General features: G+C 71.3%; 5 protein-coding genes. All 5 read right to left on the reverse strand.

The genetic code is table 11. The features are described from left to right. Positions 1-220: 220 nt before the first annotated feature. Genes F3J45_RS28400 through F3J45_RS28420 form a run of 5 tightly spaced genes read right to left on the reverse strand, consistent with a single transcriptional unit; the run spans position 221 to position 22529 of the window. Positions 221-616 (reverse strand): hypothetical protein, encoded by a 396-nt coding sequence (locus F3J45_RS28400; RefSeq protein WP_167070674.1) that lies wholly within the window; start codon positions 614-616, stop codon positions 221-223. Beyond that, complete coding sequence (locus F3J45_RS28405; protein WP_167070675.1) at positions 606-2270, reverse strand: alpha/beta fold hydrolase; 1665 nt, start codon at positions 2268-2270, stop codon at positions 606-608. Before F3J45_RS28405 ends, F3J45_RS28400 begins: the two co-directional genes overlap by 11 nt. Further along, a complete protein-coding gene (locus F3J45_RS28410; protein ID WP_167070676.1) occupies positions 2267-3400 on the reverse strand; it encodes a Gfo/Idh/MocA family oxidoreductase in 1134 nt (377 codons plus the stop codon). The genes F3J45_RS28405 and F3J45_RS28410 overlap by 4 nt, the downstream gene beginning before the upstream one ends. Beyond that, the gene (locus tag F3J45_RS28415) at positions 3397-10020 is read right to left on the reverse strand and encodes a beta-ketoacyl synthase N-terminal-like domain-containing protein (RefSeq protein WP_167070677.1); all 6624 of its coding nucleotides are present in this window, start codon (positions 10018-10020) and stop codon (positions 3397-3399) included. Before F3J45_RS28415 ends, F3J45_RS28410 begins: the two co-directional genes overlap by 4 nt. Positions 10021-10043: 23 nt before the next feature. Next, positions 10044-22529 (reverse strand): non-ribosomal peptide synthetase/type I polyketide synthase, encoded by a 12486-nt coding sequence (locus tag F3J45_RS28420; protein WP_167070678.1) that lies wholly within the window; start codon positions 22527-22529, stop codon positions 10044-10046. Positions 22530-22564 lie beyond the last annotated feature (35 nt).

Here is a 22564-nt window from a genome sequence, read left to right on the forward strand (position 1 = left end):
ATCCGGTAGGAGCGAGCGCAGCTCGCGAACACCGGCAAGGCCGGTGCCAAACCCCCGCAGGGCTGCGATGCAGCCCATCGCGAGCTCTGCTCGCTCCTACCAGGCCAGCGTAAATCCTTGCCCCGATCCGGTAGGCGCGAGCGCAGCTCGCGATCACCGGCAAGGCCGGTGCCAAAGCCCGCGGGGCTGCGATGCAGCCCATCGCGAGCTTTGCTCGCTCCTACCCGGCCTGCAGCAGCCGCCAACCCAACGCCTCGCCTTCCGCCACCGTCGCCGCCGTGCGGTAACGAATACCGAAGACCTGCTCACCCATCTGCCCCATCTCGTCGAAATGCGCCCGCCGTGCGGCATCTTCCAGCACGCTGATGATGCCGCGGCACAACCCGGCAAACGCCACTTTGTGCTGCTTCAACCACTGGGTCCGCAACTTGCGGTCCTCGTGGGGCTCGTCGTCACCGGGCTCGCGGTAGATCAGCACGAACGCCTCGCCCCGGGCCATCAGGGCATCGAGCTCCCGCGCCCATTGTTGGCTGTAGCCTGGCACCACCGCCTCCGGCTCGATCAGGCACAGGGGGAAGGTACGGATATCGTGGACCTGAAAATCTTCAACGTTCATGTTCGATCTCGTTCGTGTTGAGGGAATGCTGCAGCGCCTCGCCCAGCCAGCCAAGCAGCTCGGCGCGGCGTTCGCGCAGGAAGAAATGGCCACCGTCGACCTGCCGCCAGTCAAAGCCCGCACCGGCGTGGCGGCGCCACAGCCGCGCAGCCTCCAGGGGAACCAGGTGGTCGTCGCTGGCGGCAACCATTACCAGCGGGTTGTGCACCTGGGCGGCGGCGTCGGCGCAGTAGCCTTCGGCCAGGGCACTGTCGTTGCGCAGGATCGGGGCCAGAGTGCGCATCATCTGCTCGTCGGCCAGCACCGCTTCGGGGGTGCCGCCCAGGTGCCGCACTTCGGCAGCGAACTGCGCCTCGTCATAGCTTGACACCTTGCGCAGCAGCGGCAGGCTCGGCGCCGGGCAAGCCATCAGGAACAGCAGCCGCGGCGGCCGGCCACGGGCACTCAACGCACGGGCCACCTCGAATGCCACCTTGCAGCCCAGGCTGCAGCCCAGCAAGGCCCAGGGCTGGTCGGCCCAAGGTTCGATCAGCGCCACCAACTGCTGTACCAGCGTGGCCATGTCGTCGATGCCTGGCTCGGCAATGCGCCCCTCGCGCCCCGGCAGTTGCACCGGGTGAATGCGCCAGGCGCTGTTCTCAAGCTGCCAGTGGCGGTACACCGACGCACCACCGCCCGCATAGGGCAGGGCGAACACCGGGTGGCCCTGGCTGCGGTCCGGTTGCCCGAACGGCAGCCACGGGCTGGATGCGCTGCCACCGAACGCAGCATCCAGGCGCGCCGAGCGCCCGGCCAGGGCGCGGGCCACCGTAGCATCGACCGCACCGGCCTGGGCGGTTTTGCGCAGGTGCAGCACACGGTAGTCGGCGCGGCCATCGGTCAGCGCCTGGAACAGGCTGGAGCCGGGCTCGGCGAGAAAGCGCTCAAGCTCGGCGCGCAGTTCAGGGTTGCCATGCTCGGCCAGCACCTGGCGCAGGCGCAGGGCCACCTGCGGCGGCGCCGCCTGGCGGGCCGCCACCACCTGGGCGGCCACCGAGCGCTCGCTGAGCAGTTCGAAGCCGCATTGGGCCAATGCGCTGCGAATGGGCGCCAGGCTCGCGGTATCGAACACATCGGCGTAGCAGAAATGGCCGCCCTCGCGCAGCACCCGCCAGGCATGGCCGAAGAACGCTGGCAAGTCGCTGTAGGCGCCGGACGACTCAAGGTTCAGCAGTAGATCGACACTGTTGCCTGGCACCGGCAGCTGGCAGGCATCGGCGATCTGCAGGCGCAGGCGGGCGTGCCGATGGCGGTTGCGGCAGTAGGCGATGTTGGCCGCCGACAGGTCGATGCCAGTGAGCGTGCGTGGCCGGTAGTGCTGGGCCATCAGCGCCAGCGCACCGCCACGACCGCAGCCGACATCGAGCACCTGGCAGCCGTCCACCGGCAACTGCCCCAGCACTTCCAGCACCAGCCGCGCCTGGTCGGCGCCGGGCTCGCCGGCTGCGACCTGGCGTGCAGCCTGGTCGGCCAGCCCTGCAACGGGCCGGTAGCCCCAGTTCAGGTACAGGGCATGCTCGGCAAGGCCAGCGGCCTCCAGCAATTCGGCCAGCCCGGCGTAAGCCTGGCGGTTGCGTTGCAGCGACGGGTCCTGCAGGGCAACGGCGCTGTTCATCGGTGGCTCTCCTGGGCCTGGGCCTGGGCATGCTGTACCTGGGCATAGTGAAGTGGGTCTGGCCAGGGCACCGGTGGCGGCAAGCAGTGCACCTCGCGGGGCTGGCCCACGGCGCGCATGATGCCCAGCCAGGCCTGGCCATGGGCCTGCCACCAGGCGGGTTGGTGCACGGCGGCGGTGGGGTCCAACAGCTCGTCCAGCGCCGCGCCGATGGCCTGGGGGAAGTCGCTGTGCACGGCCTGGGCCAGGCTCGGGCCGTCGCCAGGGCCGAAGGTGACCGCCGTGGGCTGGCGATTGAAACGGCAATCGGCATGGGCCTCGGGGGCCAGCAGGTAGGAGGCTGCGGCGTCGTCACGCTGGTAGTCCGGGGCATAGATCGGGTGGCTCCACACCACCGGGCCATAGCTGTTGACCAAGGTCACATGGCCCTCCGGGCCGCCGATGGCGATGCGGTGCATCACCAGGCTGTGGTGGTCGGGGTCGTTCGGGTCGAGCCAGTCCTGCAGGTGCAGGGCGAAGGGCACCGTGCCGAAGCGCCCCTGCAAGGCACGAAACGGCATGGGCGGGCCCTCCGGCAGCGGCGCCGCGCTGCAGCTGAAGCTGGCCGCCGGGCCGCCCAATGCGCGTTGCACCAGGTCCAGGCTGGAGTACAGCAGTTGCAGGCTGGTGGTGATCTCGACGAACGCCGGGGCACGCCGCTCGGCACTGGCCCGGGCATAGCCGATCAGCCGCCGCCCGGCCGGCAGGTGCGGGTAGAAGGTGCACACCTGGTAACGGCAGCCATGGGCGTGGCCCACAGCCTGCAGGCGGGCGATGTCGGTGGGGTGCGCCGGGTGCTCCTGGAGCACATGGATACCCCGTTCGAGCAGGGCGCGGGCAATGTTCGAGCCGTCGCCGCCGACAATGGCGCTGCGCACCACCACGCAGGCTACCTGGATGTCCGCCGGCAGCTGTTCCACGCTTTGGTACAACGCCACCCCCAGGCGCTCGGCCAGCGCCCGCGAGCGCTGGCTGCCACGGGCCAGGATGCCGGCCAGGCGATAGCCCGGCAAGGTGCCGCCGGCCAGGGCGGCCAGGTAGTGCTCACCGAAGCGGGTGCCGCACACCAGTACCTTCACCGGGGCGCTCATGCTGCACCTCCGGCCAGGCTGGCCAGCGGCGCGTCCCAGCTTGCCGGGTCATCGACCAGGCGCGCCAGCAGTTGCTCGAAGCGGCCCATCACGGCCTCGCCCACGGCCTCATCGAGCCGGTCGCGGCGCAGGTCGAGGTTGTACAGCAGGGCGCTTTCCTCCTCCAGCACCTGCAGGTGCAGCCAGGTGCCCGGTTGCGAGGCAACCTCATAGCTGGGCATGCCCAGCAGCGGGTCGCTGGTTTCGGCAATCGCGTAGGTGGTGCGCACGCCCAGCAGGCTGGTCATCGCCACCGTTGGCAGGGCCGCCAGGCCATGGGCATCGAGCACCTGGGCCGGGGTGACCAGGCAGGCCGCCAGGCGCTGTTCCAGGGCGCTTGCGCAGTCCCTGGCCAGCGCGGCGAAGCTTGGCCGTGCCGGGTCGCAGGGCAGCAGGGCCAGGTCGCTGGCATCGAGCACCAGGTTCATCACCTCGGCGTGCAGCGGCTTGCGGTCGGGGTAGTCCAGGCGCAGGGCGAAGGCCTGCCCTTGGCCCAGGGGCAGCAGCGCGGCGGCGTACACGGCAGCGAGCACGGCACTGGCCGGCAGGTTCGCCTGCAGGCCGCGCTGCTTGAGCGCCAACCAGCGCTCACGCGGCAGCGCGGCGCGCCAGATGCGGTAGCTGGCCGGGCCCGCCCCGCTGGCGGCTAGCGCCAGCGGCGGCGGGCAACTGGCAGTGCCCTGGCGGTAGGCAAGCAGCTGCCCGGTGCAGGCGTCGGTGTCGGTCAGGGCCTGCTCGCAGGTGAAGTAGTCGCGGGCGCTGAAGTGCAGGGTGGGCAACGTCCGCTGCGGCTCGCTCAACCACAGGTAGGTTTCACGCAGGATCACCCGCACGCTTTCGATGTCGATCAGCGCGGTGTCCATGCGCAGGTGCAGGCGCAGTGTGCCGTGGTCCAGGCGGCTGGCGTGCCATTGCAGCGGCAGGCCACTGACGGCGGCGGGTTCGCGCGACCATTGGGCGCGCCGTGTGGCCAGGGCCAGGTCGCGTTCGCTGGCCGGGCGGTCGCGCCAGTCGTCCAGGGCGATCACCAGGCGCGCATCGTCCGGGGCCAGGCGCAGGCGGCCATGGCGGTCGAGGTGCGCGCGTGTCATCGGGTGGCGCGCCAGCAAGCGGTTCCAGGCTTGTTCGAACGCGCCGAGGTCGAAGCTGGCGGGCTTGTCGTATTCCACGTACAGCAGCGCTGGCAGGTCATCCAGTGCCTGGCGGCGGGCCCTGAGGCCGGTGAGTGGTGCGTCGTCATCGGCTTGCGCCAGCGCATCGCCATTGGCCGCCAGCCACTGCCCGCCGCGTGCCTGCAACTGCTCCAGGCCTTGGCGCAGCGGTGCCCATGCCGAGGCCGGCGCGGCTTCGGCGGTGGGCTTCAGGCGCCGCTCCAGGCCGTTGGCAAAGCGCTCGAAGGTGGTGAACTCGAAGGCTTCCTGGGCCGACAGCAGCACGCCTAGGTCGCGCTTGAGGGTTTCGCACAGCTCCAGCAGCAACAGCGAATCCAGGCCCAACTGGGCCAGGGGCGTGTGCGCCTGGATATCGCTGGCTGGGCATTGCAGCAACGCGGCCAGGCGTGCGCGCAGGTCGTCGGCCACCGTGCTGGCAGGCGCTGCCGCGTCACCCAGTTGCGCGCACAGCGCTTGCAGGGTGTCGGCTTCGTAGAGCGCCTGCGCGCCCAGGCGCACGCCGAACTGCTGCTCGATACGCTCGGCCAGGTCGAGCAACAACAGCGAGTCCAGGCCCAACTGGATGAGACGGGTGTCGGCGGCGATGGCTTCCGGGGCGCAGCCGGCGATGCTGGCGATCAACTGCCGCAGGCGCTCGGGCAGGGCCGGGCTGGCGGGTGCCGCGCTGGGTTGGGCTGGAGCGGGTGAAGGCTGCGCGGGGGTTTCACGCGACAGGCCGGCAAAGCGCCGGGCGGTGGCCGAGGCCTGGGTGATACGGGCCCAGTCCAGGCGTGCCGGCATCAGCATGGCGTTGGCACTGCCGGTGGCTGCGCCAAGCAGCGCCAGGCCCTGTGCGGTACTCAAGCCGAGCATGCCGCGCTCGGCCAACTGCGCCACCAGCGGTGCGCGTTGCGGCTGGCCGATTTCGCCCCACAGGCCCCAGGCCAGGGCCAGGGTGTCGTGGCCGCGGGCATTGCGCTGGCTGGCCAGTGCCTCCAGGCGGGCGTTGGCCCAGGCATGGGCGCCCTGGCCCTGAGGGCCGAGCACGCTGGCGGCGGAGCTGAAGTACAGGGTCAGGGCCGGGGCCAGTTGCGCCTGGTGGCGGTCCAGGGCCAGGGCTGGCAGCAGTTTGCTGTCCAGGCAGCGGGCCCAGTGCGCCGCGTCGTACTGGCGCAGCGGCGCATCGTGCAGCACCCCGGCCAGGTGTACCACCCAGCCCAGTTTCGGGCCACGGGCCAGGCGCTGCAGGGCCGCGTCGAAGGCCTGGGTGTCGAGCACATCGGCCTGGCTGTCGACCTCCACCTGCACGCCCCGGGCGCGCAGGCGGTCGAGGCGGCGCTGCTCGTCGGCAGCGGGGGCACGGCGGGCCAGGATCACCAAGTCGTCGGCGCCTTGGTCGGCCAGCCACGCCGCCACCGCCAGCCCCAGTTCGCACAGGCCGCCGATCAGCACATGGCGGCCCTCTGGGCGCATCGGCGTGGCGGGCAGCGGCACCGCCTGCAGTTGGCGTTGGTACAACTGGCCTGCGCGCAATGCCAGCACCCGCAGGTCGGCAGGTTGCGGCGCGGCCAACAGGCCGAGCAGCGTCTCGGCCGCCACCGGGGTATCGCTGTCGAGCAAGCAGGCGTGCAGGGGCGCCAGTTCTTGCACGGCCACCGCCAGCAGCCCGGCGTCACCGGCATCGGCCCAGTTTTCGGCCGTATCGTCAGGGGTGACCACGAAGCAGTCGCGGCGCAGCACCGCCAGGGCCGGGCGCTGGGCGAGCCCGGCCAGTTGCTGCAGCAGCGCCGGCAAGCTGCCCGAAGCCAGGCACACCGCATCGTAATCGGCCAATGGCAGGCTGCCGAGGTCGCTGCAAGCGCTCACGTCCACTTGCACCCCATGGCGGGCGAAGCCGTTCAGGTCGGCCTGTTCGCCCAGCCACAGCAGGCGCCGGGCGGTGCTGCCGCGTGGGGTTTCGAGCGGCTGCCAGTGCCAGGCGTACAGGCTGCCCTGGTCGGGCCATTGCGCGGCCGCGGGGAAGCGCCGGGGGCCATGTTCAAGGGCCAGCCACACCCGGCCATCGGCGTCTGCCGCGCAGGCCTGTTGCGGTTCGGTTTGCAACCACGCCTGGGCCGGCGCGGCCTGGTCCTGGCGCCAGTGCAGGCTGTGCAGGTCCTGGGCATCGAGGGCCAGGCGCGCCAGCAGGCGGTCGAGCAGGCTGTCATCGGCGCTGCCGGCCAGCGCCTGGCGCGCCTGGCTGACCTGGCGGCGCAGGTTGCGCGGTTGCTGCAGGCGGGCGCTGAGCAGCGGCTGCCACTGGCCTTCGGCATGCCGTGCGCTGACCTGCAGCAGGTGGCTGTCGGGCTCCAGGCGCAGGTGCAGGGGCGCCGGCAGCGAGGCCGGGTCCAGGTGCCAGTGCAGGGCCTGCAGGCAGGTGTCGGCGGGCCTGCCCACGGTACGCACCAGCCAGCCCAGGACCGTGCCCGGCGAAGGCTGCTCCAAGGTTTGCACCACGCTGTGCATCACCGGCTCCGGTACTGCGGCCTGTGCCTGTTGCGGCCATTGCGCGAGGATGATCTGCTCGCCCAGGGCATGGCTGGCCAGCTGTGTGCCGGGGTAGCCGTCGCAGCGCTGGAAACCGGCCGCTGTGGCGGCGGCCTGCCACTGGGCGAAGCTTGCGAACAGCTCGCCTTGGCGGCCATCGGCCGGGTCCAGCGGCGGCACCAGCGGGCCGAAAACGAAGTCGAAGAGTTTCTTCGGCTCGATGATTTCGCGCATCAGCAGGTGGCCGCCAGGGGCCAGGCGGGTGGCCAGGTTGGCCAGTACGGTGCGCAGGTTCGGCGCATTGTGCAGCACGTTGGCGGCGATGATCAGGTCGAAGCCGGTCGGCAGGCCCTGCTCGGCGGCTGGCTGGTTCATGTCGAAGGCCTGGTAGCGCATGAACGGCACGGCTGCGAACTTGTGCCGGGCGCGGCCGAGGAACAGCGGGCCGACATCGGTGAACCAGTATTCGCTGCAGCTGCCCTCGGGCAGCTGCGCCAGCACGTCGCGGGTGGTGCCGCCGGTGCCGCCGCCTACTTCCAGAATGCGCAGGGGCCGGCCACGGGAAGCCAGGCCGTGCACCGCCGCGGCGGCAATCTGGTTCAGGTAGCGCGACCAGGGTTGCTCCTGGTACATGTGCTCGACATCGTCGGTGGCCGCACCCGGGAACACCACGCTGACCGGGTCGACCCGCCCGGCGAGCATGTCGGCCAGGCGTGGCCCGGTGCGCTCCACCAGCACGGCCAGTTGTTCATAGCCCAGCTCGCGCATGGTCGACAGCCACGGCCCGGGGGCGGGCAATTGCGCTTGGCGCAGGTTGGCGTATCTGCCACCTTGGGCGTCCAGCAGCCCGGCGCCGGCCAGGTCGCGCAGCAGGCGCGCGAACAGCCCGCGCAGGCCAGGCGCCGCACCGGCCTGGGCCAGGCACTGGTCGACATCCAGCCACTGCCCGGGCGCGGTGCACACGCCCAGGGCGGCGAAGGCCTGGCCGACATAGGCACTGTGCAGGGCATCGACACCGCGCTGCTCCAGCGCCAGGCCCGACAAGTCGAGCGCAGCGCCCTGTTGTTCGGCGGCCTGCGCGGCGGCGGCGTTCAGGGCTTGCCAGTCGTCTGCTGGCACTGGCGCGGCTACTGGGCTGGCCACGGGCGCGTTGTACCAGCAGCGCTGGCCTTCGAACGGCGCGGTGGGCAGCAGTGCGCGCTGGCGGGGGCGCCGGGCGGCGAGGGCGTGATGGTGCCAGGCCGGCGCCTCGGCCAGGGCCAGTTCAAGCAGTGCGGGGTCGGCGGCGCCGCGCTGCCACACGCCGATGGCCGCCGCTTCGTGCTGGGTGAACGCCTCCAGCTGGCCGTCGGCGAAATCTTGCAAGGCATCGACCAGCGCCTGGCGGCTCTCGCCCACCAGCAGCAGGCGCCGCGGGTACAGGCTGCGGTGGTGCACGCTGGTGGCGGCGTAGTCGTGCAGGTCGCCCTGGCTGTCTTCCAGGCATTGCGCATGGCGCCGTGCCAGTTCGGCCAGGGCCTGCTCGCTGCGGGCACTGAGCAAGAGCAGGGCAAGCCCTGGCATTGGCTCGAAGGCCAACGCCGGGGCTTGTTCCAGGATCGCATGGCAATTGGTGCCGCCGATGGCGAAGGCGCTGACCGCTGCCCGTCGTGGGCCGTCGCCGGCCGGCCATGGCAGCAGCATCTGCGGCACATAGAACGGGCTGTGGGCGAAGTCGATGGCCGGGTTGGGCTGGTCGAAGTTCAAGCTGGGTGGAATCTGCCCATGGTGCAGCGCCAGCGCGGCCTTGAGCAGGCTGGCGACCCCCGCGGCGGTGTCCAGGTGGCCAAGGTTGCCCTTGACCGAGCCCAGGGCGCACCACGGGCTGGTCGGCCCGGCTTGCCAGGCGCGGCACAGGGCCTGCACTTCGATCGGGTCGCCCAGCGGCGTGGCGGTGCCGTGGGCCTCCACCAGGCCGATGCTGGCCGGGGCCACGTCGGCCAGGTGCAAGGCCTGGCCGATCACCTGTGCCTGGCCTTCCGGCGAAGGGGCGGTATAGCCGGCCTTGCTGGCGCCGTCGTTGTTCACCGCCGAGCCGCGCAGCACCGCCAGAATCGGGTCGCCGTCAGCCAGCGCGGCGTCCAGGCGCTTGAGCAGCACCACACCGACGCCGTTGCCGATGGCCGTGCCGTCTGCCTGGGCATCGAACGGCCGGCACAGGCCGTCGGCGGAGAAGATCATGCCCGGCCGGTGCAGGTAGCCGGCCTGCTGCGGGAAGCCGATGCCGGCTCCCCCGGCCAGGACCATGTCGCATTCACCGCTGGCCAGCTGTTCGCACGCCAGGTGTACCGCCACCAGCGAGCTGGAGCAGGCGGTTTGCACGGTGAGGCTGGGCCCGCGCAGGCCGAGCTTGTAGGACACGCGGGTGGCCAGGTAGTCCTTGTCGTTGCCCATCAGGCGGGCGAAGGTCAGCGGCGAGGCGATGTCCTGCACGCGGTCGAAGTGGGCGGCGCTGTAGGTCGACAGTTTGCACGCCCCGAGCACGCCCACGCAGGGCCGGCGCGGGTCGTCGGCCAGTGCCTGGGGGCCGTAGCCGGCCATTTCCAGCGCCTCCCAGGCGCACATCAGGAACAACCGCTGCTGTGGGTCGATCAGTTGCGCCTCTTGCTGCGAGTAGCCGAAGAACGACCAGTCGAAGCGTTCCACATCGTCCAGCACGGCGGCAGCGCCCACGTAGTCGGGCCGCGCCCGCAGGGCCGGGTCGCTGGCTTCGAAACGGCCGATCAGCGCTTCGCCATCGGCCAGCCGGCGCCAGTAGTCGAAGATGTCCACCGCGCGCGGCATGCGGCAGCCGGCGGCGATGATGGCCACGGGCAGGGTGTCGCCATAGTGCTGTTGCAGGTCCAGCTGTTCACTCAGGTTCATAGCGTTCATCCGGTTCGTGGCAGTTACAGGCGCGAGGTCTGGTCGCGCTGCTTGCGGCGTTCGTTGGCCTGGCGCGAGCGCCGGCGTGGGTCCTGGTCGTCGGCCTGGGGCAGTTGCGCCGGGTCGGTGAGGCGGCCCAGGTGGCTGGCCAGGGCGGTGAGGCTGGGGTGGTCGAACACGTCGGTCACCGCCAGTGCCAGGCCCAGGCGCTGGTTGAGCAGGCGGCGCAGGCGGATCAAGTCCATCGACGAGGCGCCCAGCTCGAAGAAGCTGACCGTGGTTGGCAGCTCATCGCGGCCCAGCAGTTCGCCAAGCAGTTGGCCGAGGGTGGCCAGCAGGCCGGCGTCGGCCTCTGGCTGGGACGGGGCCTCGGTGACGGTAGGCCGCGCCGCCGCGCTTGCCGGCCAGCGGTTGGCCGGCATGGCGCTGCGGGCCGGGGTGTCCCATGCCGACGGGTCGCTGGCCAGGCGTTGCAGCAAGCTGTGGTAGGCGCTGAACATGGCGTCCAGCAAGCCGTCGGGGAACAGGCCGTCGACCGAGTCCCAGTTGAACACCAGGCAGCCTTCGCGCTCGACCACTTGCTGGTCGATCCACACCTGCGGGGTTTGGCTGATGCCGTAGCCGAACTGGCCGAGCCAGTCTTGCCCGGCGTCGTCAGCGGCCACCCCCAGGCCGCTGGTGAACACCACCGGCATGGCCACCGCATCGAGCCTTCGGTTGCGCCGCGCGGCCTCGCGCAGTACCCGCACGGCGGAAACCTGCATGTGTTCGAGGTCGGCCCACAGCTGGCGCTGGAGCTGGCTGGCGCGCTCGGCGAAGGGCACCGCGCCTTCGCCTTCGAAGGCCAGCAGCACCAGCGAGGTGAAGTCGCCGACCACCTGGTCGATGTCCGGGTGCACGGCCGGGCGGTTGAACAGGGTCAGGTTGAGGGTCAGGCGCGGGTCGGCGGACCAATGCGCCAGAACCTCGCCATAGGCGCACAGCAGCAGGGCATTGGCGGTGACGTTGCGAGCGCTGGCAGCGGCCTGCAGGGCCTGCCACTGGGCCGGTTGCAGGCGTGCTTCGCGGCGGCTGAAGTGCGGCGGGCGCACCTGGCGTGCGGGGCCGTCGTGGCGCGGCAAGGCGGGCCCTGCCGGCAACTGCGCCAGCTTGCCTTGCCAGTAGGCCAGCGAGCGCTGCCAGGACGGGCGCAGCTCGAAGCGTTCGAGCAGCAGCACGTAGTCGCGAAAGCTTGCACGCAAGGCGGGCAGCACCCGGCCAGGGTGGCGCGCCAGGCTCGACCATTCGGCCAGCAGAATGCGCATCGAGCGGCCGTCGCACACCAGGTTGTCCAGGCTGATGCACAGGCGCACGCGCTCGCCTGGCAACTGCGCGGCGCGCAGGGAGAACAGCGGCCATTGGCGGGTGTCGGGCACCTCGTGGGACAGCTCCAGGCGCACCACCTGTTGCCAGTCGTGCAACTGCTCGCGGCTGGCCGTGCGCAGGTCGGTGCAGGCGATGCGGTAGGCCGGCACCTGGGCCAGGATGTGTTGCAGGCCGTTGTCGTCGATCACCGCGCGCAGCATCTCGTGGCGTTCGACCAGCGCCTGCCAGGCGTGCTCCAGGGCGTCGAAGGCCACCCCGTCGACGTCCACCTCGGCATACAGGTGGGTCGATACGCCGCCCAGCTCGAAGCCTTCGTCACGGCCAATCCAGTAGGCCTGCTGCACGTCGGTGAGGGGGAACGGCGCGTGGCGCTCGGCTGGGGCGGCGACCAGCGCCGGCAAGCGGTCTTCGTAGGCCGGGGCGGCCGCCACACGGGCGGCGAAGTCGGCCAGGCGCGGGTGGTCGAACAGGTCCGGCAGGGCGACTTGGGCATCCAGTTCATGGCGCACCCGTTCGATCAGGCGCACCGCCACCAGGCTGTCGCCGCCCAGGTCGAAGAAATGGTCGGCGGCGTCCAGGCCTTGCACGCCCAGCAGTTGTTCCCAGATCTGCAGCAGCGCGGCGGGCACCTGGCTGGCATCGCCTGCGGCGCGGCGGCCACGGTTGCGCCGTTGCGCGGGTTCCGGGTGGGGCAGCTGCTGGCGCATCACTTTGCCGGTGGCCGACAGCGGCAGGGCGGCCAGGGCGGTGATGGTCTGCGGCACCATGTAGGCCGGAAGCAGGGTGCTGAGGTGGTCGACCAGCTTGCGCGGGGCGAAGCGCCGAGCTTCGGCCGGGTGCTGGGCGAGCAGCAGGTGCATGCCGGGTGCCGGGCTGGCGACGCTGGCCGCCTGGGCCTGGGCGAAGCCAGCTGCGCTCAGCGCCGCCGTCCACTGTTCGGCGCCCAGCAGTGCCTGGCCGCTGGCCTGGCGCTGGTCGGCGAAGTGCTGGTAGCCGCCTTCGAGCAAGGCCACGGTGGCCAGCTGGAAGTCGCTGTTGCGGGTGATTTCCGGGGCAGCCAGCACGCCACCTGGGGCCAGCAGGCTGGCCAGGTTGGCCAGCAGTGCGGGGATGTCGCGGCTGCGGTGCAGGGCGTTGAAGGCGATCACCAGGTCGAAGGTGTGCGGTTCCAGGCCCTGCAAGGCGGGTGGCTGATCGGGGTCGAGCACCCGGCAAGCCAGTTGCTGGTGGGCCGGCCAGTTGCCGTGCTCGAACTCGGCGCGGGCTTGTTCCACCAGCAGCGGTGCGGCGTCGCTCAGGGTGTAGTCGAGCGCGGTGCCCGCCAGCAGGGCCAGCAGCTCGCGGCTGGCCACGCCGCTGCGGCCACCGATTTCGACAATGCGCGGTGCCCGGCCCAGGGCCTGCGCGGTTGCTTCGACCACCTTGGCCAGCGCCCCGAGGGTGGCTGGCCACAGCGGGTTGAGGCGGGTCATCTGCTCCGGTGCCAGGGTTTGATCCACGCCATAGAACAGCTCCAGTGCATTGGCCTGGCCGCGCAGTACGGCCAGGCGCTGCTCGGCGCCTTCGCGCAGGCGCAGCAGCACCTGGCGTGGCAGGCCACAGGCCTCGGCCAGAGGTTGCAGGCGTGCCCATTGCTCGGCACTGGCCGGGCCGTGTTCAGGCAGCAGGGCCTGCCAGCGCTGGCCCAGGGCCTCGAAGGCCGGGGCTGTGGCCAAGGCCTGCCAGCCACCGGCTGCGTTCACCGTGTCGCGCATCAGCAGGTGGCCGAGGTCGTCCATCAGTTGCCAGAAACCTGCCAGGCCGGTGGGCGCGGTGGGCCAGCTGGGGGCATCGCTGGCCGCCTGCCACTGGGCGGCGCAGGCTGCGGCGCTGCAGCTCAAGGTTTCATGCAGGGCCGGGTCTTGCTCGCGCAGCACCACCCAGGCCGCCAGGCGCTTGTTGCCGCGGGCCGGGCCAATGGCGTCGACCACCGCCTCGCGCACCCCGGGGTGACGCAGCAGGGCGCTTTCGATTTCACCCAGCTCGATGCGGTTGCCGGCGATCTTCACCTGGAAGTCGCGCCGGCCCAGGAACTCCAGGGTGCCGTCGGCCCAGTAGCGGGCCAGGTCGCCGGTGCGGTACAGGCGCTGGCCGTCATGCGGGTGCTCGAAGAAGCTGGCCGCCGTGCGCTCGGGGTCGTTCTCATAGCCCAGGGCCAAGCCCACGCCGGTGATGTAGAGGTCGCCCGTGACGTGGTCGGGGCGGTCGTGCAGGTGGCTGTCGAGCACCCGGTAGCCCTGGTTGGCCAGGGGGTAGCCGTAGGGAATGGAGGTCCAGTGCGCGGGCACCTCGTCGACCTCGAACCAGTTCGACCAGATCGACGCCTCAGTGGCGCCGCCCATGGCGACCAATGCCGATTGTGGCGCCAGCTGGCGCAGGCGGCCCGGCAGGTTCAGCGGGATCCAGTCGCCGCTGAGCATGGCCCGGCGCAGGGTGGGCAGGCTGCCGCCAACGGCGGCCACCTCATCGAGCAGCAGTTCGAGCAAGGCAGGCACCGAGTTCCACACGGTGATGCCGTGGCGCTCCACCAGCTCGCGCCAGTGCGCCGGGTCGCGCACCCCGGCCGGCAGTGGCAGCACCAGGGCGGCACCGGCGGCGAAGATGCCGAACAGGTCGTACACCGACAAATCGAAATACAGCGCCGACAGGCCCAGCACCCGGTCGCTGGCCTGGATGGCGAAGCGCCGGTTGATGTCGAGCACGGTGTTCACCGCGCCCCGGTGGTCGATCAGCACGCCCTTGGGGGTGCCGGTGGAGCCGGAGGTGTAGATCACGTAGGCGTGGTCGGTGGGCGCGCGGGGTACGTCCGGCGCTTGGTCGGCATAGGCCTGGGCGGCGTCCTCGCTGGCATCCATGACACTGACGGCAAGCTCGGCAACCAGGGCCTGGACGATCGGCAGGTGGTCGGCCTGGGCCATGGCCACACGGATGCCGCTGCCTTGCACGATGGCGGCCAGGCGCGCCGCCGGCACATCGGCATCGACCGGCACGTAGGCACCGCCCACGGCCTGGATGGCCAGGCAGGCGGCCACCTGTTCCGGGCCTTTGCGCATCACCACGGCCACTCGCTCGCCATGCATGACGCCCTCGGCCAGCAGGCCGTTGGCCAGGCGCCGGGCCCAGCTGGCCAGGGCCTGGTAGCTCCAACTGGCGCTGTGGGTGAGCAGGGCCGGGGCGTGCGGGGTACGCAGCGCCTGGTCGAAGAACAGTTGGTCCAGGCAGCGTTCAGGCAGCGGTGCGGCGCAGGCGTTGATGTGCGCCCGCACGGTCTGCTGGGCGGGTGGCAGTTGCGCCGGGGTGGCGGCTTGCCACAGCGCCGGTTGCTCGGCCAGCTGCTCCAGGCGCTGGTTGTAGGCGGCGAACATGGCGTCCAGGGTGCCGGGCTGGAACAGCGCCTCGACTGCATCCCAGTTGTAGATCAGCGCGCCTTCGAGTTCGCAGGCCTGGTGGTCGAGCCACACTTGCGGGGTTTGGCTGATGCCGTGGCCGACGACGCCCAGCACGCTTTCGGCGGCGGCGCCCTTGGTCGGGTCGCTCATGCCCAGCTGGCTGGTGAACACCACGGGCATGGCCAGGGTGTCCTGGCGCTCGCGGCCACGGTTGGCTTCGCGCAGCACATCCACGGCGCTGAAGGCGCGGTGCTGCAGGTGTTCCAGTACCTGGCCGTTGACCCCGGCGGCCCGTGCAGCGAAGGCCTGCTCGGCGCTGAAATCCAGCGGCAGCAGGGTGACTGCAGTGAAGTCGCCGAGCAGCCGCGGCACGTCCGGGTGCCAGGGCAGGCGGTCGAAGATGGTCAGGTTGAGGGTGAAGCGCTGTTCGCTGCTCCAGGCGGCCAACACCTCGCCGAACACGGTAATCAATAGCGAGGCCGGGGTGCAGCCAACGGCCGCTGCGCGGTCGCGCAGGCGTTGCCAGGCGGCTGCCTCCAGGCGGTGCTGGCGGCGGCTGAAGGTGGGCTTGGCCTGTTGCCGGGCGCTGTTGCGCAAGGGCAGTTGCGGGGCTGGCGGCAGCTCATCGAGCGCGTTCAGCCAGAACTGCCGGGCCTGCTCGCGCTGCTGTTGGCGCAGCGGGTCGTTCAGGCGCGCCAGGACATAGTCGCGGAAACCGATGGCGAAGGGCTGCAGGCCGGCGGCCTGGGTATCGTTGCCGGCCTGGTAGAGGGCGGCCAGTTCTTCCCAGATGATCTGCCCGCTGGTGGCGTCGTTGATCAGCATGTCGATGCCGATGTGCAGGCGCACGGCGCCCCCGGCCAGGCGCGTGGCGCGCACGTCGAACAGCGGCCACTGGGCGCAGTCCAGCACTTGGTGCGACATCTGCTCGCGCCAGGCCAGGCAGTGGGCGTCACGCTCGGCGCTGCTGGCCGCGGCCAGGTCGGCGACCTGCAGGCGGTAGTGCGGCACCTGGTCGAGCACGCGCTGGCGGCCGTCTTCGCCGATGACGATGCGCAGGGCGCCGTGGCGTTGCACCAGGGTGTTCCAGCAGGCTTCGAGCAGGGCAAGGTCCAGGCCGGCGGCGGCGTCGGCTTCAAGGTAGGCGTGGCAGGCCACGCCGCCGAGTTCGTAGTGGCCTTGGCGGCCGATCCAGTAGGCGTGCTGCAGTTCGGTCAGCGCGAAGGGCTGCGCCGCGTTGCTTGGGGCGGCGGTGATGGCCGGCGTTTCCACGCTTGCCCGGGCGCCGGCGTGGGGCAGTTGCTCGACCAGGTAGTCACTGAGCCCGCGCGGGGTGCTGCGCTCGAAAATCGCCTTGAGTTCGCAGCGCACGCCCAGGCCGGATTCACAGCGGCGGGCGAATTCCATCACCAGGATCGAGTCCATACCCAGCTTGAGCAGTTCGGTGTGGTCTTCCAGGCGCGCCGGGGCGATGTGCAGGGTGCGCGCCAGTTCAGCGACGACGAAGGCGTGCACGGCGTCGGCATCGAGCACCTGCTGGCCGTCGTTGCCGTGACTGCAGGCGGCGGGGGCCGGGTGTTCGGCGCAGCGGCTGAAGGTGGCAGTCGGGTTGTACAGCGACAGCAGTGGAATGAACTGCTGCCAGTCCACGTGCACGGCCACATGGTTGCCGCTGGCGCCCGCGGCCAGCAGCGCCGACAACGTCGCCAGGTAGCGCGGCGGCGCCAGCCGGGCGATGCCGGCCGAGCGCAGCAGTTGCAGGAGCGAGGCGTCCACCTCGCTCATGCCGGCGCCACCGCCCCACGGCCCCCAGGCCACCGACAGGGCCGGCAGGCCCTGTTGCTGGCGCAGGCGCACCAGGGCGTCCTGGAAGGCGTTGGCCGCGCCGTAGGGCACCTGCAGGCGCGAGCCCCAGATGCCGGAGATGGAGGTGAAGCAAACGAAGTGCTCCAGCGCATGCTCCAGGCTGTGCTGGTGCAACAGCCAGCTACCGCGGGTTTTGGCCAGGGTGACCTGTTGGCAACCGGCTTCGTCGAGTTCGGCCAGGGCGCTGAAGCGGCTGGTGCCGGCGCAGTGCCAGATACCGGCCAGGGCCGGGCCGCCCTGTTGCTGCTGGGCATTGAGGGTGCTGAAGGCGTCGGCCACGCTGGCGGCATCGGCCAGGTCGCAGTCCAGGTGCTGCAACTGCACGCCCTGGCCACGCAGCAGTTCAAGTCGCGCCTGCCAACCGGCCGGCGCCTCGCGCCGGGCCAACAGCAGCAGGTGGCGAGCCCCATTGGCCACCAGCCAGTCGGTGGTGTGGCGGCCCAGGGCGCCGTAGGCGCCGGCCACCAGGTACAGGGCGTTGGCGCGCAGGCGCAGTGGGGTGTCGGTGGTTGCAGGCGCCTCGGCGGTCAGGCGTGGGCGCTGCCATTGGCCCTCGCGCAGGGCAACGGCGTCTTCCTCGCCGAACTGGCCAAGCGCCTGGGGCAGGGCGGCGGCCAGCAGGGCCGGGTCGCGGGCGCTCAGGTCCAGTTGCAGCCAGCGCGGGCCGGGGTATTCCAGCGACAGCGGGCGTGCGGCACCGGCCAGGGCGGCTTGCAGGGGGTCACAGGCCTCCCCGGCCAGGGCCTGGGCCTGGAAGGTCGGCAGCAGGATGCGCGGTTTGCCACCGGCGCGCTGCAGCCGTTGCAGCGCTTCGGCCAGTTGCCAGACGTGGCGCGAGGTTTCCAGTTGCTCGATGCAGGCGTCCACCGCGCCCAGGTAAATCAGCAGGTGTTGGTCTTCGACCCGCTCGGCATGGGCCGGCCAGGCTTCCAGGCTCAGGTGCTGGCACTCGAAGCCGGTCAGTTGCAGGGCCAGGGCGCTGGCAAAGCCGGCGCTGCCGCCCAGCAACCAGCAGCGTGGCCGTTCGCTCAGCGCGTGCGGCTCGAACACTTCCCACTGCAGCTGGTACAGCGCCACCGGTGCCGGTGCGGCGCGCTCGGGTTGCGGTTGCAGGGGCAGGGGCGTGCGCGGGGCGTCTTCGTCGTACTCCAGCCAATAGGGCTGGCGCTCGAACGGGTAGCGCGGCAGCGCCCGTGGCGACAGCTGCGGGCCGCGCCACAGGGCCGCTTCGTCGAAGTGCTGGCCCGCCTGGTACAGCGTGGCGCAGGCCTCCAGCAGGCTGCGGGCGTCGTCCTGGCCGCGGCGCAGGCTGGCAACGCAGGGGGTATCGGCCAGGCTGCGCTGGGCCATGGGCGTCAACACGGCGTGGGCGCCCACTTCCAGCAGCAGGTCGCATTGCTCGCTGGCCAGCGCCAGCGCTTGGGCGAAACGCACCGGCTGGCGGGCATGGGCCACCCAGTAGTCGGCATCGGGCGCAGCGTTCAACGCGGCCCCGGTGAGGGTGCTGATGAGCGCCACAGTGGGCGCCTGGGCATCGAGGTTGGCGCAGGTATCGCGCCAGGCATCGAGCATCGGGTCGAGCAGCGGCGAATGGAAGGCATGGGACACGGCCAGTGGCCGGGCATGCACCTGGCGCTCGGCAAGCACGGCTTCCAGCGCTTGCAGGGCGCTGCTGGCACCGGAGAACACCACGTCCTGTGGGCCGTTGCAGGCGGCGATGGCCAGGCGCGCGCGCTGGGCCTCGGGCAATGCCGCGAGCAGGCTTTCAGCCTCGGCCTGTGGCAGGCGCGCGGCAAGCATGCCGCCGGGTTCTTCCAGGGCCTGCATCAGGGCACCGCGCCGGGCGATCAGGCGCGCGGCCACGGCCAGCGGCAAGGCGCCGGCCAGCACCATGGCGGCGAACTCGCCAATCGAATGGCCCACCATCACCCGTGGCACCACGCCGAAGCTGCGCCACAGCTCGGCAAGGGCATAGCCGACCGCGAACAGTGCCGGCTGGGCCCAGGCGGTCTGTGCCAGGCGCGGGTCGTCGGCGGCGTGCATGACGGCGATGATCGATTCGCCCAGGTGCGGCTGCAGGGCCTGGTCGACGGCATCCAGGGCCTGGCGGAAGGCCGGCTCGCGGGCATACAGGCCGGCGCTCATGCCGGCGTACTGCGAGCCTTGGCCGGTGAACAGGAAGCCTACACGTGGCGCCTGGGGCTGCGCTTCGCTGCCCTGGCTGGCCAGGCGCAGCAGGCCTGCGCGCAGCTCATCAGCGCTTTCGGCCACCAGCGCCGCCCGGTACGGCAGGTGATCGCGGCGCCGGGCCATGGCGTTGGCCAGGGCCTGCAGCGGTAGCCCGGCGCGCTCGGCACAGGCGCTGGCCAGTTCGCCAAGCGACTGGCTGCTGCGCGCCGAGAGCACGAACAGCGCCGGGCCGTGCTCGGCCGCCACGGGTTGGCCGGTGGCGGGTGCCTGTTCGAGGATGACGTGGGCGATGGTGCCGGCAAAGCCGTAGGAGGTCACCCCGGCCCGTCGCACGGCCTGGCGCTGGGGCCAGGGTTCGCTGTGGCTGGGCAGGCGGGCGGGAATGGCCTGCAGGTCGATGGACGGGTTGAGCTGCTGCAGGCCCACCAGCGGCGGGATGCGCCCACGTTCCAGGGCCAGCACGGTCTTGACCACCCCGGCAGCCCCCGCGGCGGCTTCCAGGTGGCCGATGTTGGTCTTGACCGAACCCAGCCACAGCGGGTCGTGGCCGTCGCGGCCACGGAACACGTCGGCCACCGACTGGTACTCGATGGGGTCGCCCAGGCGCGTGCCGGTGCCGTGCATTTCCACGTAGTCGATGTCGGCCGGGGCCAAGCCTGCGCGTTGCAGGGTTTGCTGCAGCAGGCGCCGCTGGGCATCGCCGTTGGGCGCCGACAGGCTGCTGCCGGCGCCGTCCTGGCGCACGCAGCTGGCGCGGATCACGGCCCGCACGGGGTCGCCATCGGCCAGGGCCTGGGCCAGCGGCTTGAGCACCAGCACCACGCAGCCTTCGCCGCGCACGTAGCCGTCGGCGCGGGCGTCGAAGGTCTTGCAGCGCCCGTCGGCGGCGAGCATGCCGGCCTGGGTCAGCACCTGGTCGACTTCCGGCAGCAGCTGCAGCTTCACCCCGCAGGCCAGGGCCAACCCTGAGTCGCCCCCGCGCAGGCTCTGCACGGCCAGGTGCAGGGCGCTGTGGGACGCCGAGCAGGCGGTGTCCACGGCCATCGACGGGCCTTCGAAACCAAAGCAGTACGACAGCCGCCCGCAGGCGGCGGCGAACGAGGTGCCGGTGCCCCAGTAGGCATCGAAGTGCTCGGCTTGCCCGGAAATGAACGGGATGTGCCCGTAGTCGCCGGTGCCGATGCCCACGTACACCGCCGTGTCGCTGCCGCGCAGCTGCGCCGGGCGCTGGCCGGCATCTTCCAGGGCGTGCCAGGCAGTTTCCAAAAGCAGGCGTTGTTGCGGGTCGGTGTTGATCGCCTCGCGGGCCGACATGCCGAAGAACGCGGCGTCGAACTGCTCGATACCCTGCAGGTAGGCGCCGAAGCCGGGGATACCTTCAGGGGTGCGAAAACGCGCTGCCGGCATCGGGCCGATGGCGCTGGCGCCCGCTTCGAGCTGCTGCCAGAAGGCCTCGTCGTCCTGCACTTCGCCGTCGCGGCCGGGCAGGCGGAAGGCCATGCCGATGATTGCCACCGCTTCAGTGTCGGCTACGGGGCTGGGCGAAGCTTGCGCCGCTTGCGCAGCTGGCGCCTCGGTGGGTTGCAGGCGCTGCAGGATCCACTCGGCCAGGTGGTTCAGGGTGGGCTGTTCGAACAGCAGTTCATCTGCGGTTTCCACGCCGAAGGCCTGCCCGGCGCAGGCGGCCAGGCGCACCGCCGACAGCGAATCCAGGCCGTGTTCGAACAAGCTGGTGTGGGCCGCCAGGTTGCGTGCGGCCACCGTGCCGAGAATGGCAGCGGCCTGTTCGGCCAGCCAGCCGACCAGCTGCTCGCGGCGTTGCGCCGGGGGCAGGGCGAGCAGTTCGGCGGCCGCCGGGGTGTGCTGGGCCGGGGTGGCTTGTGGTTGGGCCAGCTCATCTTGCCAGGTGACCTGCAACTGGCCGTTCTGGTAGGCCTCGCGCACGGCCTTGCGGCGAACCTTGCCGCTGGTGGTGCGCGGCAGGGTGCCCTTGCGGATCAGCACCACTGCTGCAGTGGCCAACTGGTGTTCGCTGGCGATGGCGGTGCGGATGGCCTGGGCCACGGCGGGGTAGGCCACGGCGTCGGCGGGTTTGAGCACTTCCTGAACGATCACCAGGCGCTCGTCTTCGCCGCCGTCGCACACACCGAAGGCGGCTGCGGCGTCGGCCACGCAGGCGCGGTGGGCGGCGGCGCTGGTGGCTTCGAGGTCGTTGGGGTAATGGCACTGGCCGCGCACCAGCAGCAGGTCCTTGTGCCGGCCCGTGACATACAACTGGCCCTGGTGCACGAAGCCCATGTCGCCGCTGCGCAGGAAGTCGCGGCCTTGGTCGGGCACGGTGCGTGCGGCGAACACTTGCCGGTTCAGCTCTGCCTTGCTGCCGTCGGCGTCCCAGTAGCCGGTGGCAATGCACGGGCCGGCCAGCCAGATCTCGCCCACCTGGCCGTCCGCGCACAGGGTGTGGCTGTGCGGGTCGACGATGCACAGGGCCTGGCCATCGAAGTCATGGCCGTTGCCCACGTAGCGGCGCCAGCCTTCAGCCAGCGCGCCGTGGGCCGGGCGCACGTTCACCTGGCCGTGGGCCAGGGCCTGGCTGTCGACGTCGAGCAGGCAAGGTGCCTGGGTGGCGGTGTTGGCTGAAACCAGCAGGGTGGCTTCGGCCAGGCCATAGGCCGGGCGCAGGGCCGCTGCCTGCAGGCCGCAGGGGCCGAAGGCGTTGAGGAAGGCGTCGAGCTGGCCGGGCAGCACCGGTTCGGCGGCCGGCATCAGGCAGGTGATCGCGCCCAGTTCAAGCGTGGCCAGGCGGCCCGGCTCGCGTGCGGCCTGGTCGGCGCACAGGCGCAGGGCGAAGCTTGGGCAGGGCAGCGCGGTGGCATGCTCGGCGGCGGCCAGTTCCAGCCAGCGCAGCGGGTCGGCCATGAATGCCATGGGCGCCATGTACACCGCGCGGTTGCCCTGGGCCAGCGGCAGCAGGATACCCATGATCAGCCCCAGATCGTGGAACAGCGGCAACCAACTGGCCACCACCGTGTCCGCGCTGCAGCCAGTCAACCGAGACAAGAACGCCAGGTTGGCCATCAGCGCGCCGTGGCGGTTGATCACACCCTTGGGCTCGCCGGTGGAGCCGGAGGTGTACTGCAGGAAGGCGATGCTCTGGCCGTCGATGGCCGGGCGTTGCCACTGGGCATCGTGGGCACCGTCCAGCTGTTGCACGGCCAGGCCGTGGCGGCTGGCGAAGGCGGCCAGGTCGTCGGCACAGGCCTGTTCGATGGCGCTGCTGGTGATCAGCGCACGGGCGCGGCAGTCGCGGGCGATGCCGTCGACCTTGGGCAGTACCCGGCGCACCCGGGCCACGCCCGGCAGGTTGACCGGCACGCCGATCACCCCGGCGTACAGGCAGCCGAGCAGGGCCACCACATAGTCGAGCCCCGAGGGGAACAGGATCAGCGCGGTGTGGCCGGCAAGGCCCTGTTGCTGCAGGCCGGCGGCGCAGTGGCGCACGCGCTCGGCCAGTTGCCGGTAGCTCAGGCGCTGGCCGGGGTCGCCGGCCTTGCCGGCAAAGTACAGGGCCGGGGCGTCAGGGGTATGGGTGGCATGGTGTTCGAGGCTGTCGACCAGGGTCGGGAAGCCGGGCAGGGTAGGTACCGTCTGGGCTTTCATGCTGTCTTCCTTTGGGCATCGCGGGCGATGCTGAC

Source organism: Pantoea sp. Ap-967, assembly GCF_011752565.1.
Taxonomy (GTDB): Bacteria; Pseudomonadota; Gammaproteobacteria; order Pseudomonadales; family Pseudomonadaceae; genus Aquipseudomonas.

What these genes read in the sequence shown, in the direction of transcription:
- F3J45_RS28400 (WP_167070674.1), bottom strand. Translation starts at nt 616, where the DNA reads ATGAACGTTGAAGATTTTCAGGTCCACGATATCCGTACCTTCCCCCTG.
- F3J45_RS28405 (WP_167070675.1), bottom strand. Translation starts at nt 2,270, where the DNA reads ATGAACAGCGCCGTTGCCCTGCAGGACCCGTCGCTGCAACGCAACCGC.
- F3J45_RS28410 (WP_167070676.1), bottom strand. Translation starts at nt 3,400, where the DNA reads ATGAGCGCCCCGGTGAAGGTACTGGTGTGCGGCACCCGCTTCGGTGAG.
- F3J45_RS28415 (WP_167070677.1), bottom strand. Translation starts at nt 10,020, where the DNA reads ATGAACCTGAGTGAACAGCTGGACCTGCAACAGCACTATGGCGACACC.
- F3J45_RS28420 (WP_167070678.1), bottom strand. Translation starts at nt 22,529, where the DNA reads ATGAAAGCCCAGACGGTACCTACCCTGCCCGGCTTCCCGACCCTGGTC.